The sequence below is a fragment of the Pseudomonas fluorescens genome (assembly GCF_900215245.1).
GTDB classification, from domain to species: domain Bacteria; phylum Pseudomonadota; class Gammaproteobacteria; order Pseudomonadales; family Pseudomonadaceae; genus Aquipseudomonas; species Aquipseudomonas fluorescens.
Genome location: NZ_LT907842.1, coordinates 4,903,014 through 4,922,625 on the forward strand (window position 1 = coordinate 4,903,014; position 19,612 = coordinate 4,922,625).

The window sequence follows — 19,612 nt, forward strand, 5'->3', positions numbered from 1 at the left end:
CGCATGACCCAGCCACTGTTGGAACTCAAGGGCATCACCCGTACGTTCATGGCCGGCGAGCGTGAGTTCATTGCGCTCAAAGGCATCGACCTGAGCATTCATGCCGGGGAAATGCTGGCGATCATCGGCGCCTCGGGCTCGGGCAAGTCGACCCTGATGAACATCCTCGGCGGCCTGGATTACGCCACCGCCGGCAGCTACAAAATCAAGGGTATCGAAACGCGCTCGCTGGGCGATGAGCAGTTGGCGGAGCTGCGCCGCGACTACTTCGGTTTTATCTTCCAGCGCTACCATTTGCTCGCGCACCTGAGTGCCTTGCATAACGTCGAAATGCCGGCGATCTATGCCGGCACACCGCAGACCCAACGCCACAGCCGAGCGCGGGAACTGCTCACGCGCCTGGGCCTGGCCGGGCACACCAGTCACCGGCCCAGCCAGCTGTCGGGCGGGCAGCAGCAACGGGTGAGTATCGCGCGGGCGTTGATGAACGGCGGCGAGGTGATTCTTGCCGACGAACCCACCGGCGCACTCGATACCCACAGCGGCAAGGAGGTGATGCGTATCCTGGCTGAACTGCACGCCGCCGGGCACACGGTGATTATCGTCACCCATGACCCAAAGGTGGCGGCGAATGCCCAGCGCATTGTCGAAGTGTGCGACGGTGAGATTGTCAGCGACCAGGCCAATGACCGTGTCGGCCTGGCGCTGCCCAGCGAAGCCCCGATCGAGTCCACGCGCAGCGGCGCCCGACGTTTGGTGGCGAGCCTGGGGTTGTTCAAGGAAGCGTTCAACATGGCCTGGGTGGCGCTGATCTCCCACCGCATGCGCACCTTGCTGACCATGCTCGGCATCGTCATTGGCATCACCTCGGTGGTGTCGATTTCGGCCATCGGCGAAGGTGCCAAGCGCTATGTGCTCAAGGACATCCAGGCCATTGGCAGCAACACCATCGACATCTTTTCCGGCACCAGTTTCGGTGACAGCCGCGCCTCGGCCATCGAGACACTGATGCCGTCGGATGTGGAGGCGTTGAACCAACTGTACTACGTCGACAGCGCCACGCCGGTGGTCGGCCGCAACCTGCTGCTGCGTTTCGGCAATATCGACGTGGACGCGCAGGTGAATGGGGTCAGCGACCGTTACTTCAACGTCAAAGGCCTGAAGCTCGAAGCCGGCATCGCCTTCAGCGAAAGCGACGCGCGACGCCAGGCCCAGGTGGTGGTGATCGACCACAACACCCGGCACCGTCTGTTCGGGCCAAACGTTGACCCGCTGGGCCAGGTGATCCTGGTGGGCAACTTGCCGTGCACGGTGATCGGTGTGACGGCTGATAACAAAAACATGTTTGCCGCGAGCAAGGCGCTCAACGTGTGGGTCCCTTATGAGACGGCGGCGGGGCGATTGTTGGGGCAGCGTCATCTGGACAGCATCACCGTGCGCATCAAGGACGGCCAGCCGAGCAAGGTGGTGGAAGACAACGTCAATAAACTCATGCTGCAACGCCATGGCACCAAGGATTTTTTCACCAATAACCTCGACAGCATCATGCAGACCGTGCAGAAAACCAGCCGCTCCCTGGCGCTGCTGTTGTCGCTGATCGCAGTGATTTCGTTGCTGGTGGGCGGTATCGGGGTGATGAACATCATGCTGGTGTCGGTCACCGAGCGCACCCGTGAAATTGGTATACGCATGGCCGTGGGCGCACGGCAGTCGGACATCCGCCAACAATTTCTCGTGGAGGCGGTGATGGTCTGCCTGATCGGCGGGATGATCGGTATCTCGCTGTCGTTCGCGATCGGCTATCTGTTTTCGTTGTTTGTGAAGGAGTGGGAGATGGTGTTTTCCCTGGGATCTATCGTCACCGCCTTTGCCTGTTCGACGATGATCGGGATCGTGTTTGGCTTTGTACCGGCCAGGAACGCGGCGCGGTTGGACCCGATTGAGGCGCTTGCAAGGGACTGATTGCGCTCAAGCAGCCGCTATCCAGTGTGGGAGCCGGCAAGCCGGCTCCCAGCGGGTTTTGCACTGCGTCAGAGCGGCGGGGTCAGCCCTTCTTCGGTGGCGTACATCCACCGCAACAACGAGTGCCGCCCGCTGATCCCCAGTTTGATCGCCGCGCGTTTGAGGTAGCTCTCGATGGTGTTGACCTTCAACGTCAATTGCTCTGCCAACTCCGGTGCCGTGCGCCCGGCCAGCAGGCCCACGCACACCTCAAGTTCACGCTTGGACAAGCTCAGGCCCGAGTGCAGCAGGCGTTCTTCGATGCGCCGGCGCAGGGTTTCGATGCCTGGTTTTTCCGGCTCCGCTGCATCGTTGCAGGGGCGGCCGGGCTGGATGGCGGTGATGTGTTTCTCGACCATGGGCAGCAACAGCGTGGAGAAGTCCTGCAGCATGTTGCGTTCCTGCGCCGAAAAGCTCTCGGACTGATGTGAGCGATACACCGACAGCACGTAGCGCACATCGTCCTTGCGGCGTGTGAGGTGCAGTTGTGCGGCGGGTTGCTCTGCGCCCAAGGCCGCGACCGAGTCGGTGTAGACCGGGCTGATCCGGCGTCGCGTTTGCCCCTCTGCACTCACCCGCAATTGGGTGATATGGGTGGCGTCCACTGCCAGTTGAGTAAGGATCAGGTCATGCAGCATGCGTGGGAAATGGCGGCTGCCGGTGCTGGCGATGACTTTGCCTATATGGGGGAACAGGTGTGAGTTCATCAGTTCGTCCATGAGTTTCGAATGCGGGTACTCAGCCTTATAACGACGGGGTCCAAGCAGGTAACCAGGCTGAATAACCTACAGTTATAACGCGCCCGCCGAGCACCTATGCTAGTACAGCCTGACAAAAGGATGGGGATCCAATCTGCAAAAAATCAGATTAAAAACGCATAACGGCGGTCAGACCAGTCCGACCACCGTTTGTGAGAAAGGCTTACATCAAACCCAGGCCTTATTTCATGGCGTGCTCGTCGCTCAAAGCCCGACGCAGCGCAGTGCGGCTGCATTTGGCCAGCGCCTGATGGATGTCTGCCAGCAGGTCGGCGACGTCCTCAAGCCCGACCGACAACCGCACCAGCCCCTCGCTGATACCGTGTTGCGCACGTTCTTCCGGGGTGTAGGTGGAATGGGTCATGCTGGCGGGGTGCTGGGCCAGCGACTCGGCGTCGCCCAGGCTGACTGCGCGGGTGAATAACCTGAGGGCATTCATGAAGCGCCGACCGGTCTCGATGCCGCCCTTGAGTTCAAAGGCAATCATGCCGCCGGACTGTTTCATCTGGCGTGCCGCCAATTCGTATTGCGCGAAAGAGCGCAGCCCGGGATAGGTCACCCACTGCACGGCCGGGTGCGCCTGCAAGGCTTCGGCCACCGCCTGGGCGTTGCTGCAATGGCGGTCCATGCGCAGGGCCAGCGTCTTGAGGCCGCGCATCAACAGTGACGCGTCCTGCGGCGACATCACTGCGCCGGTCAGGTCTTTGAGCCCTTGCAGGCGGATGCGTTGCGCCAGGGCCTGATTGCTCACGGCGATACCGGCGGTGATATCACCGTGGCCGCTGAGGTATTTGGTGGCCGAGTGCACCACCACGTCGGCCCCCAGTTCCAGGGGGCGTTGCAGGTAAGGCGTGCAGTAAGTGTTGTCGACCACCACGGTGATGTTGGGCTGCTGATGCGCCAGTGCGGCCACGGCGGTAATATCCACCAATCGCAGGTTGGGGTTGGCCGGGGTCTCGCAGTAGATCATCCGGGTGGCGGGGGTGAGTGCCGCGCGCAGGGCGGCCAGGTCGGTGAGGTCGACATGGCGCACCTTGATACCGAATTCACCGATGCCGTGGTGCAGCAGGGCGAAGGTGCAGCCATAGAGGGTCTGGCTGACGATCACTTCATCGCCTGGGCGCAGCAGGGTCCAGAACGTCGCAGCAATCGCGCCCATGCCGGAACTGAACGCCACGGCCGCCTCACCGTTTTCCAGGGTCGCCATGCGCGACTCCAGCAGGGCCAGGGTCGGGTTGGAAATCCGCGTATAGAAATGCCCGCTGGCTTCACCGGCAAAGCAGGCAGCGCCGTATTCGACCGTGGGAAAAGCGAACGTGGCGGACAGGTAGATCGGCGGCACGAGTGCGCCGTGATGGTCCTTGGGGTCATAACCGTGGTGGATGGCGCGGGTGGAAAAGCCGAATGTGTTGTGTTTATTGTTCATGTCGGACGCTCCTTATTTCCTACAATGCTATGCTCATAACCACAGATGAACGTTGCAAGATTTGCACGCAAATCCCGGTTTAAGGGATGAAATACCCCTAAAAATAATGAATAGAGGCAAGCTATGCCCATCAGCCTGGATCGCACCGACAAAGCGCTCTTGAACGCCCTGCAAGGCAATGCCCGCCTGACCGTGGCCGAGTTGGCCGAGCGTGTTGCCTTGACCACGTCGCCGTGCTGGCGACGGGTGCGCAATCTGGAGGAGAGCGGGGTGATCAGCGGCTATCAGGCGATCCTCTCGCCCAAGGCGCTGGGGTATGGCGTGACGGCCTTTGTCAGCATCATGATGGAGAGCCACACCCAGGAAATCGCTCGCGCGTTTGAGCAACGATTGCTGGAGATTCCCGAGATCGTGGCGTGCCACAACGTGTCGGGGCGCTATGACTTTTTACTTGAGGTAGTGGCCAAGGATCTGGAGTCGTTTGGCGAGTTTGCGCGGGAGGTGTTGCAGACCTTGCCGTGCGTCAAAGAGATCTATTCGAGCTTTTCCTACAAGTCGGTGCGGCGGTTGCGGGTGATACCTTTGCCTGGGTGACCGCGTACATATCCCCGGTCTGCCAGCCCCCGCGCCGCCGACAAAGACTGCATCGCGCCAACCGCCTGAAGTAGCCGTTCAGTGTGTCTTCAAGTACCCGCGTGGCGTGGTGCCGGTCATGCGTTTGAAGAAGGCGATCAACGCGCTGTCACTGGCAAAGCCCAGTTCGAAGGCGCAGTAGCCCACGTTACGTCCCGTGGCGAGCAATTCGATGACTCGCATCAAGCGCCACTGCTGGCGCCATTGCTGATAGCCCAGGCCGGTTTCCCGCAGGAAAATCCGGCCGATGGTCTTGGTGCTGGCGCCAATTTGCTTTTCCAGGTCTTGCAGTGTGGGTGGCAATGTTTCGAGGTCGGCCAGCAAGGGGGCCAGGCGTTTGTCCTGCGGCAATGGCAGGAGCATCGGCTGCTCGGCGGCAGCCTGGATTTCGTCCAGGCACAAGGCCAACAGATGGGCATATCGGCCACTGTGCCAATCGGTCTCGTAGGGGGCCATCGCCATCGGTTCCAGCACCGCGTGCAGCAAGGTGCTGACTTCAATGACCCGTACCTGGTTTGGCAATTGCTCGGCCAATGCCGGGCTCACGTACAACGAACGGTAATCCACTGTTTTATGCATCACCGCGCGATGGGGCACGCCGCAGGGTATCCACGCCGCACGGGAGGGCGGCAGCAGGCACAGTTGGTTGTCCAGGGTGATACGGGTGCACCCTTGTCGAGTGAACAATAGTTGCCCGCGCTGGTGCCGATGCAGGCCGGAGTCATGGTCGCCGAGCAGCGCGGCGATGCCCACAACGGGCGCCGCCAGGCAGTCGGGATCGAAGGATGCATCGGCGGCAAGCCAAGCCATAGGTTGTCCGATTTAATGGATAAGTTGTCGAAGTCAGGATAATAGCCCAGTCGCTCGTCTTTAAACTTCTTGCGTTGTTTTATGCGAGTGAGTTGTTGATGAACCTAAAAAAAATAGGGGTGTTGGCGGTGGTGTTGCTGATGTTTCCGCAACTGGCCCAAACGCTTTACAGCCCGGCCCTGGGTGATATCGGTCGGGCGTTTGCGGTTGGGCCTGAACGGGCAGGGCAGACCCTTTCGGTGTATTTCCTGGCGTTCGCGTTCGGGGTGGTGGTGTGGGGCCGGTTGTGCGATCGCTGGGGGCGTCGACCGGTGATGTTGGCCGGGCTGGCCTTATATATTGGCGCCACGGCGCTGGCCTTGGGTGTAAGCACGTTCAATGCTTTGTTACTGGCCCAGGCCCTGGCCGCGTTTGGCGCGGCAGTAGGCTCGGTGGCGACGCAGACGATCTTGCGCGACCGTTTCCATGGTGCGCAATTGGCCCAAGTGTTTTCCATAATGGGCGTTGCCCTTGCTGCCAGCCCGGCGCTTGGTTTGTTCAGCGGCGCGACCCTGGTGCAGCACTTTGGTTATCGCGGCATGCTCACGGGCTTGTTGCTGCTGGCATTGGCATTATGGGGCTGGTGCGTCTGGGCCTTGCCTGAAACACGTCCAGTGTCATTGCCGACGGCATCGCTGCTCGAGACTCTGAACCTGATGCTCAGGGACGCAGCGATTTGGCGCTCGGTCGGGTTGGTGGCGGCGTTCAATATCGCGTTGTTCGGCTATTACAGCGTGGGCCCGTTTATCTTTTCACAACTGGGGTTGTCCGCCGCTGAGTTTGGTTACAGCGGTGTGCTGCTGGCGCTGGGGTCTGGGCTCGGGGCCTGGCTGAACAAGCGGTTGCTCAACCGTGGCATGAACGGTGATCAGTTGGTACTGACCGCCGCCGGATTAGCGGTGTTGGGTGGCTTGCTGGTCTTGCTGCTGCAAGACAGCTGGTTGTTCGTAGGGCCGATGTTGCTTGTGGTGCTGGCATTCGGCATGGCGATTCCTAATGTGCTCGGGGCCGCGCTTGTACGTTATGCCGACCGCCTTGGCAGCGCCGCCGCGGTATTCGGCTTGCTGTATTACCTGGTCATCGGCGCGGGACTGACCCTGGTGGCCTGGGCCCAGAACCTTGGCTGGAGTCTGTTGATCTGCGGCGTGGCGGCGCTGTGGATGGCAACGCCGCGGGTGTTCAGAAGTTGACCGAAGCACTCAGCCGCGCCGTCAACGGTGCGCCCTGGAACAGATAGTCATCGCCCATGTACTCGCCTGCATCGCGCCAATAGCGCTTGTCGAACAGGTTGTCGACGCTCAGGCGAAACACCGTTTCATAACCGTCGATTTTAGTGGTGTAACGGCTGCCGACATTGACCACTGCGTAATCGCCGACCTCCACATTGCCGCTGCGGTTGGCGTATTTCCTGGCGCTGTATTGCACGCCGCCGAGCAGCGCTAAACCATTCATCCATGGCAACGCGTAGTCGGCGTACACACTGGCGCGCAGTGTGGGCACATTGATCGCCTGGTGACCTTCATAATCTGGCGTGCCACTGTTGTTCACCCGCGCGCGAATCGCCGCCACGCTGGTTGCGATTTGCAGGCGGTCGGTGGCCCAGCCGTTGGCGGACAGTTCCAGGCCAGTGTTTTTTTGTTCGCCTTGTTGCACGTAGGTGAAGGTGTCGCCTGCGGGCCTGGCGTACTGATAAGCCTGGCGCGTCTGGAATACGGCGGCGGCGAAGCTGATGCGGCGCCAGTCATATTTAACACCGGCTTCGATTTGCCGCGAGACGGTCGGTGCCAGGGTGTCGCCGCTGTTAGTGGCGAACCACGGCGCAGTGCCGCCCAGGGAAAGCCCCTTGCTGTAGCGGGTGTACAGCGAGATATTTTCCACGGGTGTGTAGATTAACGAGGCTTGAGGCAGGAACACGTATTGCTGGGTGTGGCGTGATGCGTTGCCATTCTCATCGAAAGCTTTTTCATCCAGGCGCACTTCGCGACCGCCGAGGATGGTCTGCCATTGCTCGTTGAAACGGATGCGGTCGGTGACGAACAGCCCGTATTGGCGGCTGTCGAGGTTGCGGTGGCTGTCGTTCAGGGGTTTATCGGTAGGCGTGAAGGTGGGCGCATCCTCATAGATATTGCCGCTGCCGATCCACTCATTGACTGACTTACGTTTGTCGATCACCCGGCGAAACGCACTGGTGCCGAAGGTCAGCTCATGGCCCAGGCCTGCAGTGTCGAACAGCCCGGTCATGGCCGCCTGGACTTCATCGTCGCGGCGGGTGTCATCGGGGCTGCGGTAGTCGTAGATGTCGTAGTTGCCTTCGGGGCTGAAGTAATTGCCGACGCCCTGAGTGTCGCCACCCCAGGCAAACGAACTGTAGTCATCAATTACCACCTTGCTGCGCGCCGCGCTCACAGTGCCTTTCCACTGGTCGCTGAAGCGGTACTCAAACTTGCCGGTGAGGTTCAACGCGTCGATACCGACCGGGTGGGAACCACTCTGGTGCCCCAACAGTTTTTTTGGCGAGGCGTCATGCGGCACCTGCGTGCCGCCCAACAGTTGATAACCCGGCACCGAGCGCTGTTGCTTGGTCTGGTATTCCGCATCCAGTTGCAGCAGCGCGTCGGGGCTGATGTTCCAGTCGAAGGCCAGGGACACAAAATCGCGCTGGCCATTGGCATGTTCCACATAGGCGTTGAGGTCTTCATGGGCGACGTTGGCGCGCAGGCCGAACTGCTGCTCGCTGCCAAACCAGCCGCCGACATCGGTGGCGATATAGCCACTGCCACGGTCATCGGTGGCCACCGTCACCGAACGTACATCCTCCGGGCGTTTGGTCACGTAGTTGATCACGCCGCTGGGTTCGGAAATCCCGCTTTGCAGACCGGCCAGGCCCTTGAGCACTTCCACCTGCTGCTTGTTTTCCAGGGCGACGTTCTGTTCGCCGGTGATGGTGCGCCCGTTGATCTTGTAGCTGCTCGCGGCATTCAGCGAGAAGCCGCGCACTACAAAGTTTTCGTAGTAGCCGATGGGCGCATAGCTGTCGCCCACCGAGGCATCGTTGCGCAGCACTTCACTGAGCAGGCGCGCTTGTTGGTCCTTGATCAGCGCGGCGTTAATCACCGTGATCGATGCCGGCGTGTCCAGCAGCGGGGCCTCATTGAAGCCGCCGACCGAAGCGGTGTCCGTGCGGTAGCCGGATTCTTCCTGGCCCTGGACCTGTACCGCCGGCAGTTCTATGTCAGCCGCCGGGCTGCTACCGATACCGCCACTGAGCAGCAAACCAAGGGCAAAACGTGACGTGACGACGGGGCGAAAACGCAAAACCATGGGGGCAGGGCCTTAAAGCGCAGGGCAGGGGGGCGCATAAGCTAGGGGTATGTGTGAGGTTTTACAAGATGCAAAGCGCCGGCTCGGCCACCGGTTGACGGTGTTTCAAGCGTGGCGCTTGAGGGTCTCGCTGGGCAGTTCCTTGAACAACGCCCGATAGCTGTTGGAAAACCGCCCCAAATGCCAGAACGACCAGTTCATCGCCACTTCGGCCACGGTGGTGTCGGTGGCGCTGAGCAGTTCGCGGCGGGCGCCGTTCAAACGCCGCAGGCGCAACCACTGCGCCGGGCTCATGCCGGTGTAGGTCTTGAACCCTTGCTGCAAGTGACGCAGCGGCACGCCGGCAATCTGCGCCAGTTCGAGCAAGTTGACGGTTTCGTCCGGTGCATCCGCCGCCCACTCGCCGATGCGCGCCATCAACTGGCGTTCTGCACTGCGACGCTGTAACGAGCTACGGTCCAGGCACACGCACGCGTTGTCGAGAATGAACAGGCAATCGTCGAGTAACTGTTGGGTGAGGGTGTCGCGGCTGATCGGGTCGAGCGTGGCGGACAACCGTGTCAGCGTGCCGCTGAGCCAGCGCGTGAACAGCGCGTTTTGCTGGCACGTCAGCGGTGCCATGAACAACCCTTCCAGTTTCGCCACGTCCAGCCCATGGCGCTGGACGAACTGCGGGCCGAACACGACGGCCACTTCACGGTAATTTTCCGGGGTGATCCAGGTGTTGCGGCTTTCACCATTGAGCATGTACAGCGCGTTGTCGCTGCCATCGAAACAGAACGCCAGCGCGCCCGGCGGGGCGTTGAAGTGCTGTTCCACGCGCGTGTTCATGCACTCTTCGTACACCTGCACGCCTTGCAGGTCGAGGTAGCGGATATGCCCGGCAAAATGCCCCGGGGACATCTGCTGGTACTGCTGCACCCAACCGGGTGTCGCACTGCATTGAGCGGCCACATCACCGGTGGTGAAGGCCTGTACGCGCAAAGCTGTTGCCTGTGTCATGGATAACCTGGACGCACTCTATTGGTGCGTTATGGTCCGTGCAAAGTGGATAGATGCCAACGTGCGGCGGCATCAAGATAGACCTCAATGCGCCGAGAGTACAAGCCGACGCCGCATCCAACCCATGACGAGGTCCTTATGAACGCCCCCTTCGATCAGCTGTCCGCCTGGCTGAAAGAACACAAGATTACCGAAGTCGAATGCGTGATCAGTGATTTGACTGGCATCGCACGCGGCAAGATTGCGCCCACCAACAAGTTCCTGCATGAGCGAGGCATGCGCCTGCCGGAAAGTGTGTTGCTGCAAACGGTGACCGGGGACTTTGTCGACGACGATATCTACTACGACCTGCTCGACCCGGCCGACATCGACATGATCTGCCGCCCGGTGTCCAACGCCACGTACGTGGTGCCATGGGCCATCGAGCCTACGGCCATCGTGATCCACGACACCTTCGACAAGCAGGGCAATCCCATCGAGCTGTCGCCGCGCAATGTGCTGAAAAAAGTCCTGCAGCTTTATACCGACCAAGGCTGGCAGCCGATTGTCGCGCCGGAAATGGAGTTCTACCTGACCCAGCGCTGCGAAGACCCCGACCTGCCGCTGAAAACCCCGGTGGGCCGTTCCGGCCGCGCGGAAACCGGACGCCAGTCGTTTTCCATCGACGCCGCCAACGAATTCGATCCACTGTTCGAAGACGTCTACGACTGGTGCGAGCTCCAGGGCCTGGACCTCGACACGCTGATCCACGAGGACGGCCCGGCGCAGATGGAAATCAACTTCCGCCACGGTGACGCCCTGGATCTGGCCGACCAGATCACCGTGTTCAAACGCACCCTGCGCGAGGCTGCGCTCAAGCACAACGTGGCGGCCACCTTCATGGCCAAGCCCGTCGCCGACGAACCGGGCAGCGCCATGCACTTGCACCAGAGCGTGGTGGACATTGCCACGGGCAAGCCGGTATTTGTCGACGCCGACGGCAAGATGAGCCAACTGTTTTTGCACCACATCGGCGGCCTGCAAAAGTACATCCCCAAGCTGCTGCCGATGTTCGCTCCCAATGTGAACTCGTTCCGCCGCTTTCTGCCGGACACCTCGGCGCCGGTCAATGTCGAGTGGGGCGAAGAAAACCGCACCGTCGGCCTGCGCGTGCCGACTTCCAGCCCCGACGCGATGCGCGTGGAAAACCGCCTGCCGGGCGCGGATGCCAACCCCTATCTGGCGATTGCCGCCAGCTTGCTGTGTGGTTACCTGGGCATGATCGAACAGATCGAGCCGAGCGCGCCGGTGGAAGGCCGCGCCTATGAACGCCGCAACCTGCGCCTGCCGTTCACCCTCGAAGATGCGCTGGCGCGCATGGAAGATTGCGACACGGTCAAGCAGTACCTGGGCGATAAGTTCGTGCGCGGCTACGTCGCGGTCAAACGCGCCGAGCACGAAAATTTCAAGCGGGTGATCAGTTCCTGGGAGCGTGAGTTCCTGCTGTTGAGCGTCTAAAAAAACTCAAAGGGGTGTCGATATGCGTCTTGTGAAAAAGCTTCTCCCACTGGCTCTGGTGGCGGCGTTCAGCAGTGCAAGCCAGGCCGCGCCGACGGTCAGCGTCTACAACTGGACCGATTATATCGGCGAGACCACCCTGGCCGATTTCCAGGCCAAGACCGGGATCAACGTCATCTATGACGTGTTCGACTCCAACGAAACCCTGGAAGGCAAGCTGCTCGCGGGGCGCACCGGCTACGACGTGGTGGTGCCGTCCAACCACTTTCTGGCGCGCCAGGTGAAAGCCGGCGCGTTCCTCAAGCTGGACCGCTCGCAGTTGCCGAACTTCAAGAACCTCGACCCCAAGTTGCTCAAGCTGCTGGAGAAAAACGATCCGGGCAACGCCCACTCGGTGCCCTACCTGTGGGGCACCAACGGCATCGGCTATAACGTCGACAAGGTCAAGCAGGTGCTCGGCGTAGACCACATCGATTCGTGGGCGGTGCTGTTCGAACCCGAGAACATCAAGAAGCTGCACGAGTGCGGCGTGGCCTTCCTCGATTCGGCGGACGAGCTGTTCCCGGCGATCCTCAACTACATGGGCAAAGACCCGCGCAGCGAGAACCCCGAGGATTACAAACAGGCTGAGGCCAAGCTGTTGACGCTGCGGCCGTACATCACCTATTTCCACTCCTCCAAGTACATTTCGGACTTGGCCAACGGTGATATCTGTGTGGCTTTCGGTTATTCCGGCGACGTTTTTCAGGCCGCCAACCGCGCCAAGGAAGCCAAGAACGGCGTGAATATCGCGTACGCGATTCCCAAGGAAGGCTCCAACCTGTGGTTCGACCTGCTGGCCATTCCCGCCGACGCCGGCAACCCGAAAGAAGCCCACGCCTTTATCAACTACCTGCTCGACCCTGAGGTAATCGCCAAGGTCAGTGCCTCGGTCGGTTATGCCAACGCCAACCCGGCGGCCAAGCCCTTTATGGCGCCGGAACTGGTGAACAACCCTGAGGTGTACCCGTCTCAGGAAGTGCTCGACAAACTCTATATTTCCACCACGCCGACCCCGGCGACCATGCGCCTGATGACCCGCGCCTGGAGCAAAGTGAAGACCAACAAATGAAGCACGCCAGCGACCACGCCCAGTCCTATTACCTGGCTTCGGCCAATGCCATGCCTGAGCGTCCGTCGCTGGGCACCGACCTGAGCGCCGATGTCTGCGTGATCGGCGGTGGTTTCACCGGCGTCAACACCGCCATTGAGCTGGCCCAGCGCGGGCTCTCGGTGATCCTGCTGGAGGCCCGGCGCATTGGCTGGGGCGCCAGCGGACGCAATGGCGGGCAGTTGATTCGCGGTATCGGCCATGATGTGTCGGGGTTTGCCAAATTTGTCGGCGAGGAGGGCGTTCGTTACCTGGAGCGGGCTGGAATTGATTCAGTCGCGCTGGTGGGCGAGCGTATCCGCGAACACGCCATCGATTGCGACCTGCGCTGGGGCTTTTGCGAATTGGCCAATACCCCGGCGCAGTTCGCCGCGTTCAAAGGCGAACAGGACAGCCTGGCGGCGATGGGGTATGCCCATCAAACCCGTCTGGTCGGCCCGCAGGCGATGTCACAGGTCGTCGGCTCGGCGGCTTATGCCGGTGGCCTGATCGACATGGGCTCCGGGCACTTGCATCCGCTGAACCTGGTGCTGGGCGAGGCGCAGGTGGCCGAGTCCCTCGGGGTGCGGATTTTCGAGCACACTCAGGTGCTGGAGCTGATCCACGGCGACACGGTGCAGGTGCGTTGCGCCGGTGGCACCGTGCGCGCCGCTAGCCTGGTGCTGGCGTGCAATGCACATTTGGACGAGTTGGAGCCGCGCTTGAGCGGCAAAGTCCTGCCGGCGGGCAGTTACATCATCGCCACCGAACCGTTATCCGAGGCGTTGGCCAAGCAATTGATCCCGCAAAACTTTGCGCTGTGCGACCAGAAAGTCGGCCTGGATTACTACCGGCTTTCCGCTGATCGGCGCCTGTTGTTCGGCGGTGCCTGCCATTACTCGGGGCGTGACCCGGCGGACATCGCCGCCTATATGCAACCGAAACTGCTCAAGGTATTTCCGCAGTTGGCAAACACGCCCATCGAGTTCCAGTGGGGCGGCAAAATTGGCATCACCGCCAACCGTTTTCCTCAGGTCGGGCGGCTCCAGCAATACCCGAATGTGTTCTATGCCCAAGGCTACTCCGGGCATGGGCTCAACGTAACGCATTGGTGCGCGAAGCTTTTAGCCGAAGCCATTCATGCCGGCCACAGCCAGGGCCTGGATATTTTCAGCCAGGTGCCGCACATGACCTTCCCGGGCGGCAAGGCTTTGCGTTCGCCGCTGTTGGCGTTGGGGATGTTGTGGTTCCGGCTGCGCGAGTGGGTCAGCTGACGCGCGGCAGTCTGAATGTGGGAGCGGGCTTGTTCGCGACAGCAGGGTGCCAGGCGCTGCATTCGGTGACTGCTTCAGCGCCTTCGCGAGCAAGCCCGCTCCCACATTTGTCGTCAGGCTTCAGGTTCGGTGAGCACCTTGCGGAAGGTTTCGACCAAGGGCCGCAGGTTGATCCGATGCCATGCCGCCCACAGCGGGGTGGTGTAGGTCCGCCAGGGCAATTCACGCAACACCACACCGGGTGGCGCATTGCAGCTCAGGCCTGTTTGCACCAGGGCCACGCCCAATCCCGAGGCTACCAGGCTGAGTGCAGTAAACGGCTCGCTGGCTTCCATGGGGACTTGCGGCGTGAAACCGGCGCGGATGCAGGCGGCGACGAAATCATCGGCCGGGCGTCCCTCAGTACACGCCGGGCATTGGGCAGCACGCCGGCATGCATGGCGTTTTCGATGTGGCCGATGCACAGGCCACCTTCTTCGCCGCGGCCCAGGCGCTTGCTCAACGATTCCAGGCGATTGGCATGGGTCAGCAGCGCCTTGGTTTCGGCAAGAAAGGTCTGGCCATCGCGGGTCAGCCGAATGCGTTGCTGGCTGCGTTCGAACAGGGTCAGGCCCAAGCGTTCTTCGAGCTGGGCGATCTGCCACACCGTCGAGCAGGTCAAGGCGATTGCCCAGGCGTTTGGCGTCAGCGTGAAAGCAGCCGCCCTGCAATTTTGCCTGGCCCACCCGGCAGTGGCTGCGGTGATTCCGGGTGCCAGTCGTCCGGGGCGGATTGCCGAAGACGTCGCCGCGTTGTCAGAGAAGATTCCGGCGCCCTTCTGGCAGGCGCTGCGCGATGCCGGCTTGATCTCGGCCCGTGCGCCGTTGCCACTTTAATTTCAGGAGTCTGATATGAACATCGATGTGAGCGGCAAAGTAGCCATCGTCAGCGGCAGTACCGCAGGCATTGGCCTGGGCATCAGCCAGGCGCTGGCAGCGTCCGGCGCAACCGTGGTGGTGATCGGGCGTGAAGCGGGCAAGGTCGATGCCGCCCTGGCAAGCATTCGCCAGGCGGTCCCGGCGGCTGACCTGCGCGGGTGGGTGGCAGATCTGGGTACGGCGCAGGGTGCCGCGACACTGTTCGCCGCTGAACCGCGCGCCGACATCCTGGTCAACAACCTGGGCATCTTCAACGACGTGGATTTCTTTGAGGCGCCGGACAGCGAGTGGACGCGCTTCTACGAGGTCAATGTGATCGCCGGCGTGCGCCTGGCGCGCCATTATGTGCCGGGTATGGTCGAGCAGGGCTGGGGGCGGGTGATCTTCCTGTCGTCGGAGTCCGGCGTGGCGACACCGGCGGACATGATCAACTACGGCGTGACCAAAAGTGCCAATTTGGCCGTCTCCCACGGCCTGGCCAAACGTCTGGCGGGTACGGGCGTGACCGTCAACGCGGTGCTGCCGGGGCCGACCTTTACCGACGGCCTGGAGCATATGCTCAAGGACGCCACGGCCAAGTCCGGGCGCAGCGCTCGGGACGAGGCGGATGTCTTTGTGCGCAATGCGCGGCCTACCTCGATCATCCAGCGTGCGGCAAATGTGGATGAAGTGGCCAACCTGGTGGCGTACATTGCTTCACCCCTGTCATCGGCGACCACCGGTGCCGCGTTGCGGGTCGACGGTGGTGTTGTCGACAGCATGGCGATCTGACCTGTTATTTTTTCTGGAGTATTTATCGTGGCAACAGCTTCTTCTGTGATTGAAATTCCGGTCTCGGCCGATCAGGTTTGGCAATTGGTGGGTGGCTTTAACGCGCTGCCGGATTGGCTGCCCTTGATCGTCAAGAGTGAGGCGAGTGAAGGCGGGCGTTTGCGCCACCTGGAAACCGCCGATGGCGGTGTGGTGGTCGAGCGTATGCAGAGCTTTGATAACGTGGCGCGCACCTACAGCTACACCATTGAGCAGTCGCCGTTTCCGGTCAGTGCTTACCTGGCGACCTTGCAGGTTGAGGCGTTGACCGAGGCGTCGGCGAAAGTGACCTGGTCCGGCGTGTTCACCCCGGCTGCCGGGACCACGGATGCGCAGGTGGAGGCCTTGTTTGCCGGTGTTTACAGCGGCGGGCTTGAGGCGCTGCGCGCTAACTACCCGGCCTGACCCAACAGGCACCGCAAGTTCCCGGTGGGAGCTGGCTTGCCTGCGATAGCGGAGTGTCAGGCAATGAAAAAGTCGCCTGACAGATTGCCATCGCAGGCAGGCCAGCTCCCAGCGGGGTTTGTGGCAGTTGGGTCATTCGGGCATCAGCTGCTGCCGACACTCCAACACCAACCGCGCACCGCCGCTCTGGCTGCTGCCGACTTCCAGCTTGAACCCGTGCAAGTTGATGATCGCCGCGACAATCGACAAGCCCAGACCAAACCCGCCTTGCTGGTCGCCTTCATCCACGCGATAGAAGCGCTGGAACACCGCATTGCGTTCCGCCGCTGGAATGCCCGGGCCGGTATCGTGTACTTCGATGCGCGTGCTGCCGCTGTCGTTAACCCCGCGCAATATCACTTCACCGCCCGGTGGCGAGAACTTGATCGAGTTGCTCAACAGGTTGGCCAGGGCTTCGAACAGCAACGCGCGGTCGCCGGTGATCCATGGCAGTGACTCGGGCACTTCGAGCCGCAGCTGCAATTCGCCTTCTTCCGCCAGCGGCAGGTAGAAGTCATGCAGCTCGCGCAGCAGCGGCAACGGGTCCATGACCAGGAAGCCTGAGCGGCGCTGGTGGTCTTCCAGCTCCGAGATCCGCAGCAGGCCCCGAAAGCGCGCCATCAGGGTGTCGGTTTCGGCAATCGCATCGTCGAGTTTCACCGCGTAGTCCGAATCTTGCTCAGCCTCTTGTTTGATGCGGTAAAGCTGCGCACGCAAGCGTGTCAGTGGGGTGCGCAGGTCATGGGCGATGTTGTCGCACACGCCCTTGACCTCGTTCATCAGCTTCTCGATACGGTCGAGCATGGCGTTGACGATGGCGGCGAGCATGTCCAGTTCGTCACGCCGGTTCGACAGCGGCAAACGGTGGGTCAGGTCGCCGGCGACGATAGCCTCGGCGCTGGCCTGGATCCCGCGAATGCGGCGCAGCGGACGGCGGCGCAACAAATGCCAGCCGGCCGCACCGGGAATAATCGTCAGTGACAGCGCCCACAGCAGGGCATGCCAAATGATCCGGGTGACGCCGAATAGCGAGCCGTTGGCGCGCACCAGTACCAGCCAGCGGCCGTCTTCGGTGTGGGTGGCCACGGCGTCGCAGCTGTCCTTGGGCAGTTTCGGGTCGTCGGAGTCGACGCAATTGGCCAGGGCGTGGATCTTGCCGTCCAACGGCAGGTCCGGTGGCACGGCGCGGATCGGGCCGCTCAATGGGCGAAATTGCTCATCGAACAGGCCATAGGCGTCCACGCCCTTCATGTCGAAGGTCATGCTGGTGGTCAGGGCTTCCACCAGTTCTTCGCCGTCGAAACGCTGAAACAAATGCTGGCGCTGCATCAGCGAATGGCGCGACAAGTCGCTGAGGTACCCTGACACCTCGTAGTACAGCACCCCCATGAGGATGCAACTCCAAGCCACAAACAGCGAACTGTAAAGCGCCAGCAAGCGGCTGCTGGAGGAGCGCCAGCCCTTAGAGGGGTTCAGCAATGACATAACCGGAACCTCGTACCGTGCGGATCAACGGCGTGAGGCCCGGTGGATCGATTTTTTTGCGCAGGCGACCGATGTGCACGTCAATCAGGTTGGTGCCCGGGTCGAAGTGATAACCCCAGACTTCCTCGAAAATCATCATCCGCGAGAGAATCTGCCCGGTGTTGCGCATCAAAAATTCGAGCAGTTTGTATTCGGTCGGCAGCAGGCTCAGCGGTTGCTCGGCGCGGCTGGCTTCGCGGCTGATCAGGTTCAGTTCAAGGTCGGCCACGCGCAAGGCGGTTTCGAATTCCTTGACCGTGCTTTTGCGGCGCAGCAGCACTTCGACGCGGGCGGCCATTTCGTCGGACGCGAACGGTTTGGTCAGGTAGTCATCACCGCCGGCACGCAAGCCCCGCACACGCTCGTCGACATCGGAGAGGGCGCTGATCATCAGGATCGGCGTCGACACCCCGATGGTGCGCAGGGTCGTGACGATGGCCAGGCCATCCAGCTCCGGCAGCATTCGGTCGAGAGTGATCAGATCGTAATCACCACTCACAGCACGGACCAGGCCTTCACGGCCGTTGTCCACCCAATCCACGTCCAGTCCATGGCTACTCAGCTCGGCGACGATCTCGCGGGCCGTTACGGCGTCATCCTCGATGGTCAAAATACGGGTCATAGGATTACCTGGTGAGCGATTCACACTAGAAGTGGGGCTATTTTGCCAAGAACCAGCTGAATGTTTCCTAAATTAAACTTCATGTTGGCAAAACCACCACACATTTAATCGCTGAGCCACTGCGGTGCGGGGGTTGGCTTGCCGGCAATGGCGGTGGGCCGGCAACCGTTTTGTCATTCATACGCCGCTAGCCCAGGCAAGCCAGCGGCGACGCGCATCGCGTTTGAGGCGAGATTGCATAACGCCCGCCCTCAACACGCATTTCTTGCAACTTGCATGGTTTAACGAAGTTCAATTTAGTTAACTTGTTGAAATATAAGGATTTTAATTTCTGCACCGGCTGGCACGCTGCCTGCACTGTCCCTTTTGAGACTTGTAACACTATTTTTCCTGCCGGGAGCAAAACAACAATGATCACATCCTCATCCACGCTGCAAGAGTCGAGTTCGCTCTCCGGGGTATCCTGGGGGGCGATTTTTGCCGGGGCCGCAGCGGCCGCTGCATTGTCCCTGATCCTGGTGCTGCTGGGCTTCGGCCTGGGCTTTTCGGCGGTGTCGCCGTGGGCCGACAGCGGTATCAGTGCCAAGGGGCTTGGCATTTCCACCATTATCTGGCTGGCCTTTACCCAGATCGTTGCCTCGGGCCTGGGCGGTTATATCGCCGGTCGGTTGCGCGTGAAGTGGGCCAATATGCACGGCGATGAAGTGTACTTTCGCGACACCGCCCATGGTTTCCTCGCTTGGGCGGTTGCGACGCTGGTCACTGCGGTGCTGGTAGTCGGTTCGGTGAGCAGCGTGGTCAGCGGTGGCGTTAAAGCCGGTGCCAGCGTAGCTGCGGGCGCCGCCAGCGGCATGAGCCAGGCAGCCGGCAGCGCCGCCAAAGGCGCCAACAGCGGCGACTTCGATTATTACGTCGACAGCCTGTTCCGCGATGACCGCCCAGCCGCCGTCAGCGATGACGCCGTACACGGCGTGGTAGCCCGCATCCTCACCCGCACACTGAGCAACGACGGCCAGTTGGCACCGGAAGACCGTGCCTACCTTGCCCAGTTGATCAGCCAGCGCACCAACCTCAGCCAGGCCGACGCCGAAGCGCGGATCGACAAGGTCTACGGCGAAGCCCGTAAAGCCATCGAAGACGCCAAGCTCAAGGCCAAGCAAGCGGCCGATACCGCGGCGAAAGTGGCTGCCTACACCTCGCTGTGGACCTTTATTGCCCTGTTGATCGGTGCGTTCTTCGCCAGCTTCGCCGCGACTTTCGGCGGTCGTCGTCGGGATGCCGTGGTGTATGTCGAAACCGAACACTTTGTCCGTTAATTCAAGGAGAACATCATGCGCTCATTACTTCTGTGGTTCCTCGGCGTGCCGATCCCGGTCATTATTCTGATCGCGATCTTCATGCACTA

General features: G+C 61.3%; 16 protein-coding genes and 2 pseudogenes. 10 read left to right on the forward strand and 8 right to left on the reverse strand.

The features are described from left to right. The first annotated feature begins 3 nt into the window (after positions 1-3). The gene (locus CPH89_RS22850; protein WP_053256487.1) at positions 4-1,962 is read left to right on the forward strand and encodes a MacB family efflux pump subunit; all 1,959 of its coding nucleotides are present in this window, start codon (positions 4-6) and stop codon (positions 1,960-1,962) included. 68 nt (positions 1,963-2,030) lie between these two features. Here the strand turns inward: CPH89_RS22850 and CPH89_RS22855 are convergent, their stop codons facing one another. Together CPH89_RS22855 and CPH89_RS22860 are read right to left on the reverse strand one after the other, a co-directional pair. Continuing rightward, on the reverse strand, positions 2,031-2,708 hold the full coding sequence (locus CPH89_RS22855) for a response regulator transcription factor (RefSeq protein WP_081006379.1): 678 nt from the start codon (positions 2,706-2,708) through the stop codon (positions 2,031-2,033). A gap of 232 nt (positions 2,709-2,940) precedes the next feature. Continuing rightward, entirely contained in the window at positions 2,941-4,185 is a 1,245-nt protein-coding gene (locus CPH89_RS22860; protein ID WP_053256485.1) for a methionine gamma-lyase, read from the reverse strand. Between the two features lie 123 nt (positions 4,186-4,308). Here CPH89_RS22860 and CPH89_RS22865 point away from each other — a divergent pair, with 123 nt between their 5' ends. Further along, complete coding sequence (locus CPH89_RS22865; protein ID WP_053256484.1) at positions 4,309-4,779, forward strand: Lrp/AsnC family transcriptional regulator; 471 nt, start codon at positions 4,309-4,311, stop codon at positions 4,777-4,779. A 78-nt stretch (positions 4,780-4,857) separates the two neighbouring features. Here the strand turns inward: CPH89_RS22865 and CPH89_RS22870 are convergent, their stop codons facing one another. Further along, positions 4,858-5,628, reverse strand: coding sequence for an AraC family transcriptional regulator (locus CPH89_RS22870; RefSeq protein WP_053256483.1), 771 nt, complete (start codon positions 5,626-5,628; stop codon positions 4,858-4,860). 98 nt (positions 5,629-5,726) lie between these two features. On the opposite strand from CPH89_RS22870, the gene CPH89_RS22875 reads away from it, so the two are divergent. Beyond that, positions 5,727-6,857, forward strand: a complete 1,131-nt coding sequence (locus tag CPH89_RS22875) for an MFS transporter (protein ID WP_053256482.1) — start codon at positions 5,727-5,729, stop codon at positions 6,855-6,857. Here CPH89_RS22875 and CPH89_RS22880 read toward each other — a convergent pair. Both CPH89_RS22880 and CPH89_RS22885 read right to left on the reverse strand, forming a co-directional pair. Beyond that, complete coding sequence (locus CPH89_RS22880; RefSeq protein WP_053256481.1) at positions 6,847-8,988, reverse strand: TonB-dependent siderophore receptor; 2,142 nt, start codon at positions 8,986-8,988, stop codon at positions 6,847-6,849. The genes CPH89_RS22875 and CPH89_RS22880 overlap by 11 nt on opposite strands. Before the next feature lie 105 nt (positions 8,989-9,093). Further along, a complete protein-coding gene (locus CPH89_RS22885; RefSeq protein ID WP_053256480.1) occupies positions 9,094-9,990 on the reverse strand; it encodes a helix-turn-helix domain-containing protein in 897 nt (298 codons plus the stop codon). 138 nt (positions 9,991-10,128) lie between these two features. On the opposite strand from CPH89_RS22885, the gene CPH89_RS22890 reads away from it, so the two are divergent. The 3 genes from CPH89_RS22890 to CPH89_RS22900 are packed head-to-tail and all read left to right on the forward strand — an operon-like array spanning position 10,129 to position 13,890. Next, complete coding sequence (locus tag CPH89_RS22890) at positions 10,129-11,487, forward strand: glutamine synthetase family protein (protein ID WP_053256479.1); 1,359 nt, start codon at positions 10,129-10,131, stop codon at positions 11,485-11,487. A 22-nt stretch (positions 11,488-11,509) separates the two neighbouring features. Next, positions 11,510-12,598, forward strand: coding sequence for a polyamine ABC transporter substrate-binding protein (locus CPH89_RS22895; protein WP_053256478.1), 1,089 nt, complete (start codon positions 11,510-11,512; stop codon positions 12,596-12,598). Then, positions 12,595-13,890, forward strand: a complete 1,296-nt coding sequence (locus CPH89_RS22900; protein ID WP_053256477.1) for an NAD(P)/FAD-dependent oxidoreductase — start codon at positions 12,595-12,597, stop codon at positions 13,888-13,890. Before CPH89_RS22895 ends, CPH89_RS22900 begins: the two co-directional genes overlap by 4 nt. Positions 13,891-14,003: 113 nt before the next feature. Here the strand turns inward: CPH89_RS22900 and CPH89_RS22905 are convergent. Further along, positions 14,004-14,530, reverse strand: a pseudogene (locus CPH89_RS22905) (LysR family transcriptional regulator); the annotation flags it as partial. On the opposite strand from CPH89_RS22905, the pseudogene CPH89_RS22910 reads away from it, so the two are divergent. The 3 genes and pseudogenes from CPH89_RS22910 to CPH89_RS22920 form a co-directional block, all read left to right on the forward strand. Continuing rightward, positions 14,508-14,765: pseudogene (locus CPH89_RS22910) on the forward strand (aldo/keto reductase); the annotation flags it as partial. The pseudogenes CPH89_RS22905 and CPH89_RS22910 overlap by 23 nt on opposite strands. A 15-nt stretch (positions 14,766-14,780) precedes the next feature. After that, positions 14,781-15,578 (forward strand): SDR family NAD(P)-dependent oxidoreductase, encoded by a 798-nt coding sequence (locus tag CPH89_RS22915; RefSeq protein ID WP_053256474.1) that lies wholly within the window; start codon positions 14,781-14,783, stop codon positions 15,576-15,578. A 27-nt stretch (positions 15,579-15,605) separates the two neighbouring features. Continuing rightward, positions 15,606-16,022 carry an SRPBCC family protein gene (locus tag CPH89_RS22920; RefSeq protein WP_053256473.1) on the forward strand — a complete coding sequence of 139 codons (417 nt, stop codon included), beginning with the start codon at positions 15,606-15,608 and terminating at the stop codon, positions 16,020-16,022. A gap of 132 nt (positions 16,023-16,154) precedes the next feature. Here CPH89_RS22920 and CPH89_RS22925 read toward each other — a convergent pair whose 3' ends face one another. Together CPH89_RS22925 and CPH89_RS22930 are read right to left on the reverse strand one after the other, a co-directional pair. After that, positions 16,155-17,546, reverse strand: coding sequence for a sensor histidine kinase (locus CPH89_RS22925; RefSeq protein WP_053256472.1), 1,392 nt, complete (start codon positions 17,544-17,546; stop codon positions 16,155-16,157). Continuing rightward, positions 17,524-18,207, reverse strand: a complete 684-nt coding sequence (locus CPH89_RS22930; protein ID WP_003219726.1) for a response regulator transcription factor — start codon at positions 18,205-18,207, stop codon at positions 17,524-17,526. Before CPH89_RS22930 ends, CPH89_RS22925 begins: the two co-directional genes overlap by 23 nt. Positions 18,208-18,617: 410 nt before the next feature. Here CPH89_RS22930 and CPH89_RS22935 point away from each other — a divergent pair, with 410 nt between their 5' ends. Beyond that, positions 18,618-19,523 (forward strand): hypothetical protein, encoded by a 906-nt coding sequence (locus CPH89_RS22935; protein WP_053256471.1) that lies wholly within the window; start codon positions 18,618-18,620, stop codon positions 19,521-19,523. Positions 19,524-19,612: the final 89 nt, after the last annotated feature.

Bases quoted from the DNA above. Each gene is read 5' to 3' on its own strand.
- CPH89_RS22860 (WP_053256485.1), bottom strand. From the start codon at position 4,185: ATGAACAATAAACACAACACATTCGGCTTTTCCACCCGCGCCATCCAC.
- CPH89_RS22850 (WP_053256487.1), top strand. From the start codon at position 4: ATGACCCAGCCACTGTTGGAACTCAAGGGCATCACCCGTACGTTCATG.
- CPH89_RS22935 (WP_053256471.1), top strand. From the start codon at position 18,618: ATGATCACATCCTCATCCACGCTGCAAGAGTCGAGTTCGCTCTCCGGG.
- CPH89_RS22855 (WP_081006379.1), bottom strand. From the start codon at position 2,708: ATGAACTCACACCTGTTCCCCCATATAGGCAAAGTCATCGCCAGCACC.
- CPH89_RS22930 (WP_003219726.1), bottom strand. From the start codon at position 18,207: ATGACCCGTATTTTGACCATCGAGGATGACGCCGTAACGGCCCGCGAG.
- CPH89_RS22870 (WP_053256483.1), bottom strand. From the start codon at position 5,628: ATGGCTTGGCTTGCCGCCGATGCATCCTTCGATCCCGACTGCCTGGCG.
- CPH89_RS22890 (WP_053256479.1), top strand. From the start codon at position 10,129: ATGAACGCCCCCTTCGATCAGCTGTCCGCCTGGCTGAAAGAACACAAG.
- CPH89_RS22895 (WP_053256478.1), top strand. From the start codon at position 11,510: ATGCGTCTTGTGAAAAAGCTTCTCCCACTGGCTCTGGTGGCGGCGTTC.
- CPH89_RS22915 (WP_053256474.1), top strand. From the start codon at position 14,781: ATGAACATCGATGTGAGCGGCAAAGTAGCCATCGTCAGCGGCAGTACC.
- CPH89_RS22875 (WP_053256482.1), top strand. From the start codon at position 5,727: ATGAACCTAAAAAAAATAGGGGTGTTGGCGGTGGTGTTGCTGATGTTT.
- CPH89_RS22865 (WP_053256484.1), top strand. From the start codon at position 4,309: ATGCCCATCAGCCTGGATCGCACCGACAAAGCGCTCTTGAACGCCCTG.
- CPH89_RS22880 (WP_053256481.1), bottom strand. From the start codon at position 8,988: ATGGTTTTGCGTTTTCGCCCCGTCGTCACGTCACGTTTTGCCCTTGGT.
- CPH89_RS22900 (WP_053256477.1), top strand. From the start codon at position 12,595: ATGAAGCACGCCAGCGACCACGCCCAGTCCTATTACCTGGCTTCGGCC.
- CPH89_RS22885 (WP_053256480.1), bottom strand. From the start codon at position 9,990: ATGACACAGGCAACAGCTTTGCGCGTACAGGCCTTCACCACCGGTGAT.
- CPH89_RS22925 (WP_053256472.1), bottom strand. From the start codon at position 17,546: ATGTCATTGCTGAACCCCTCTAAGGGCTGGCGCTCCTCCAGCAGCCGC.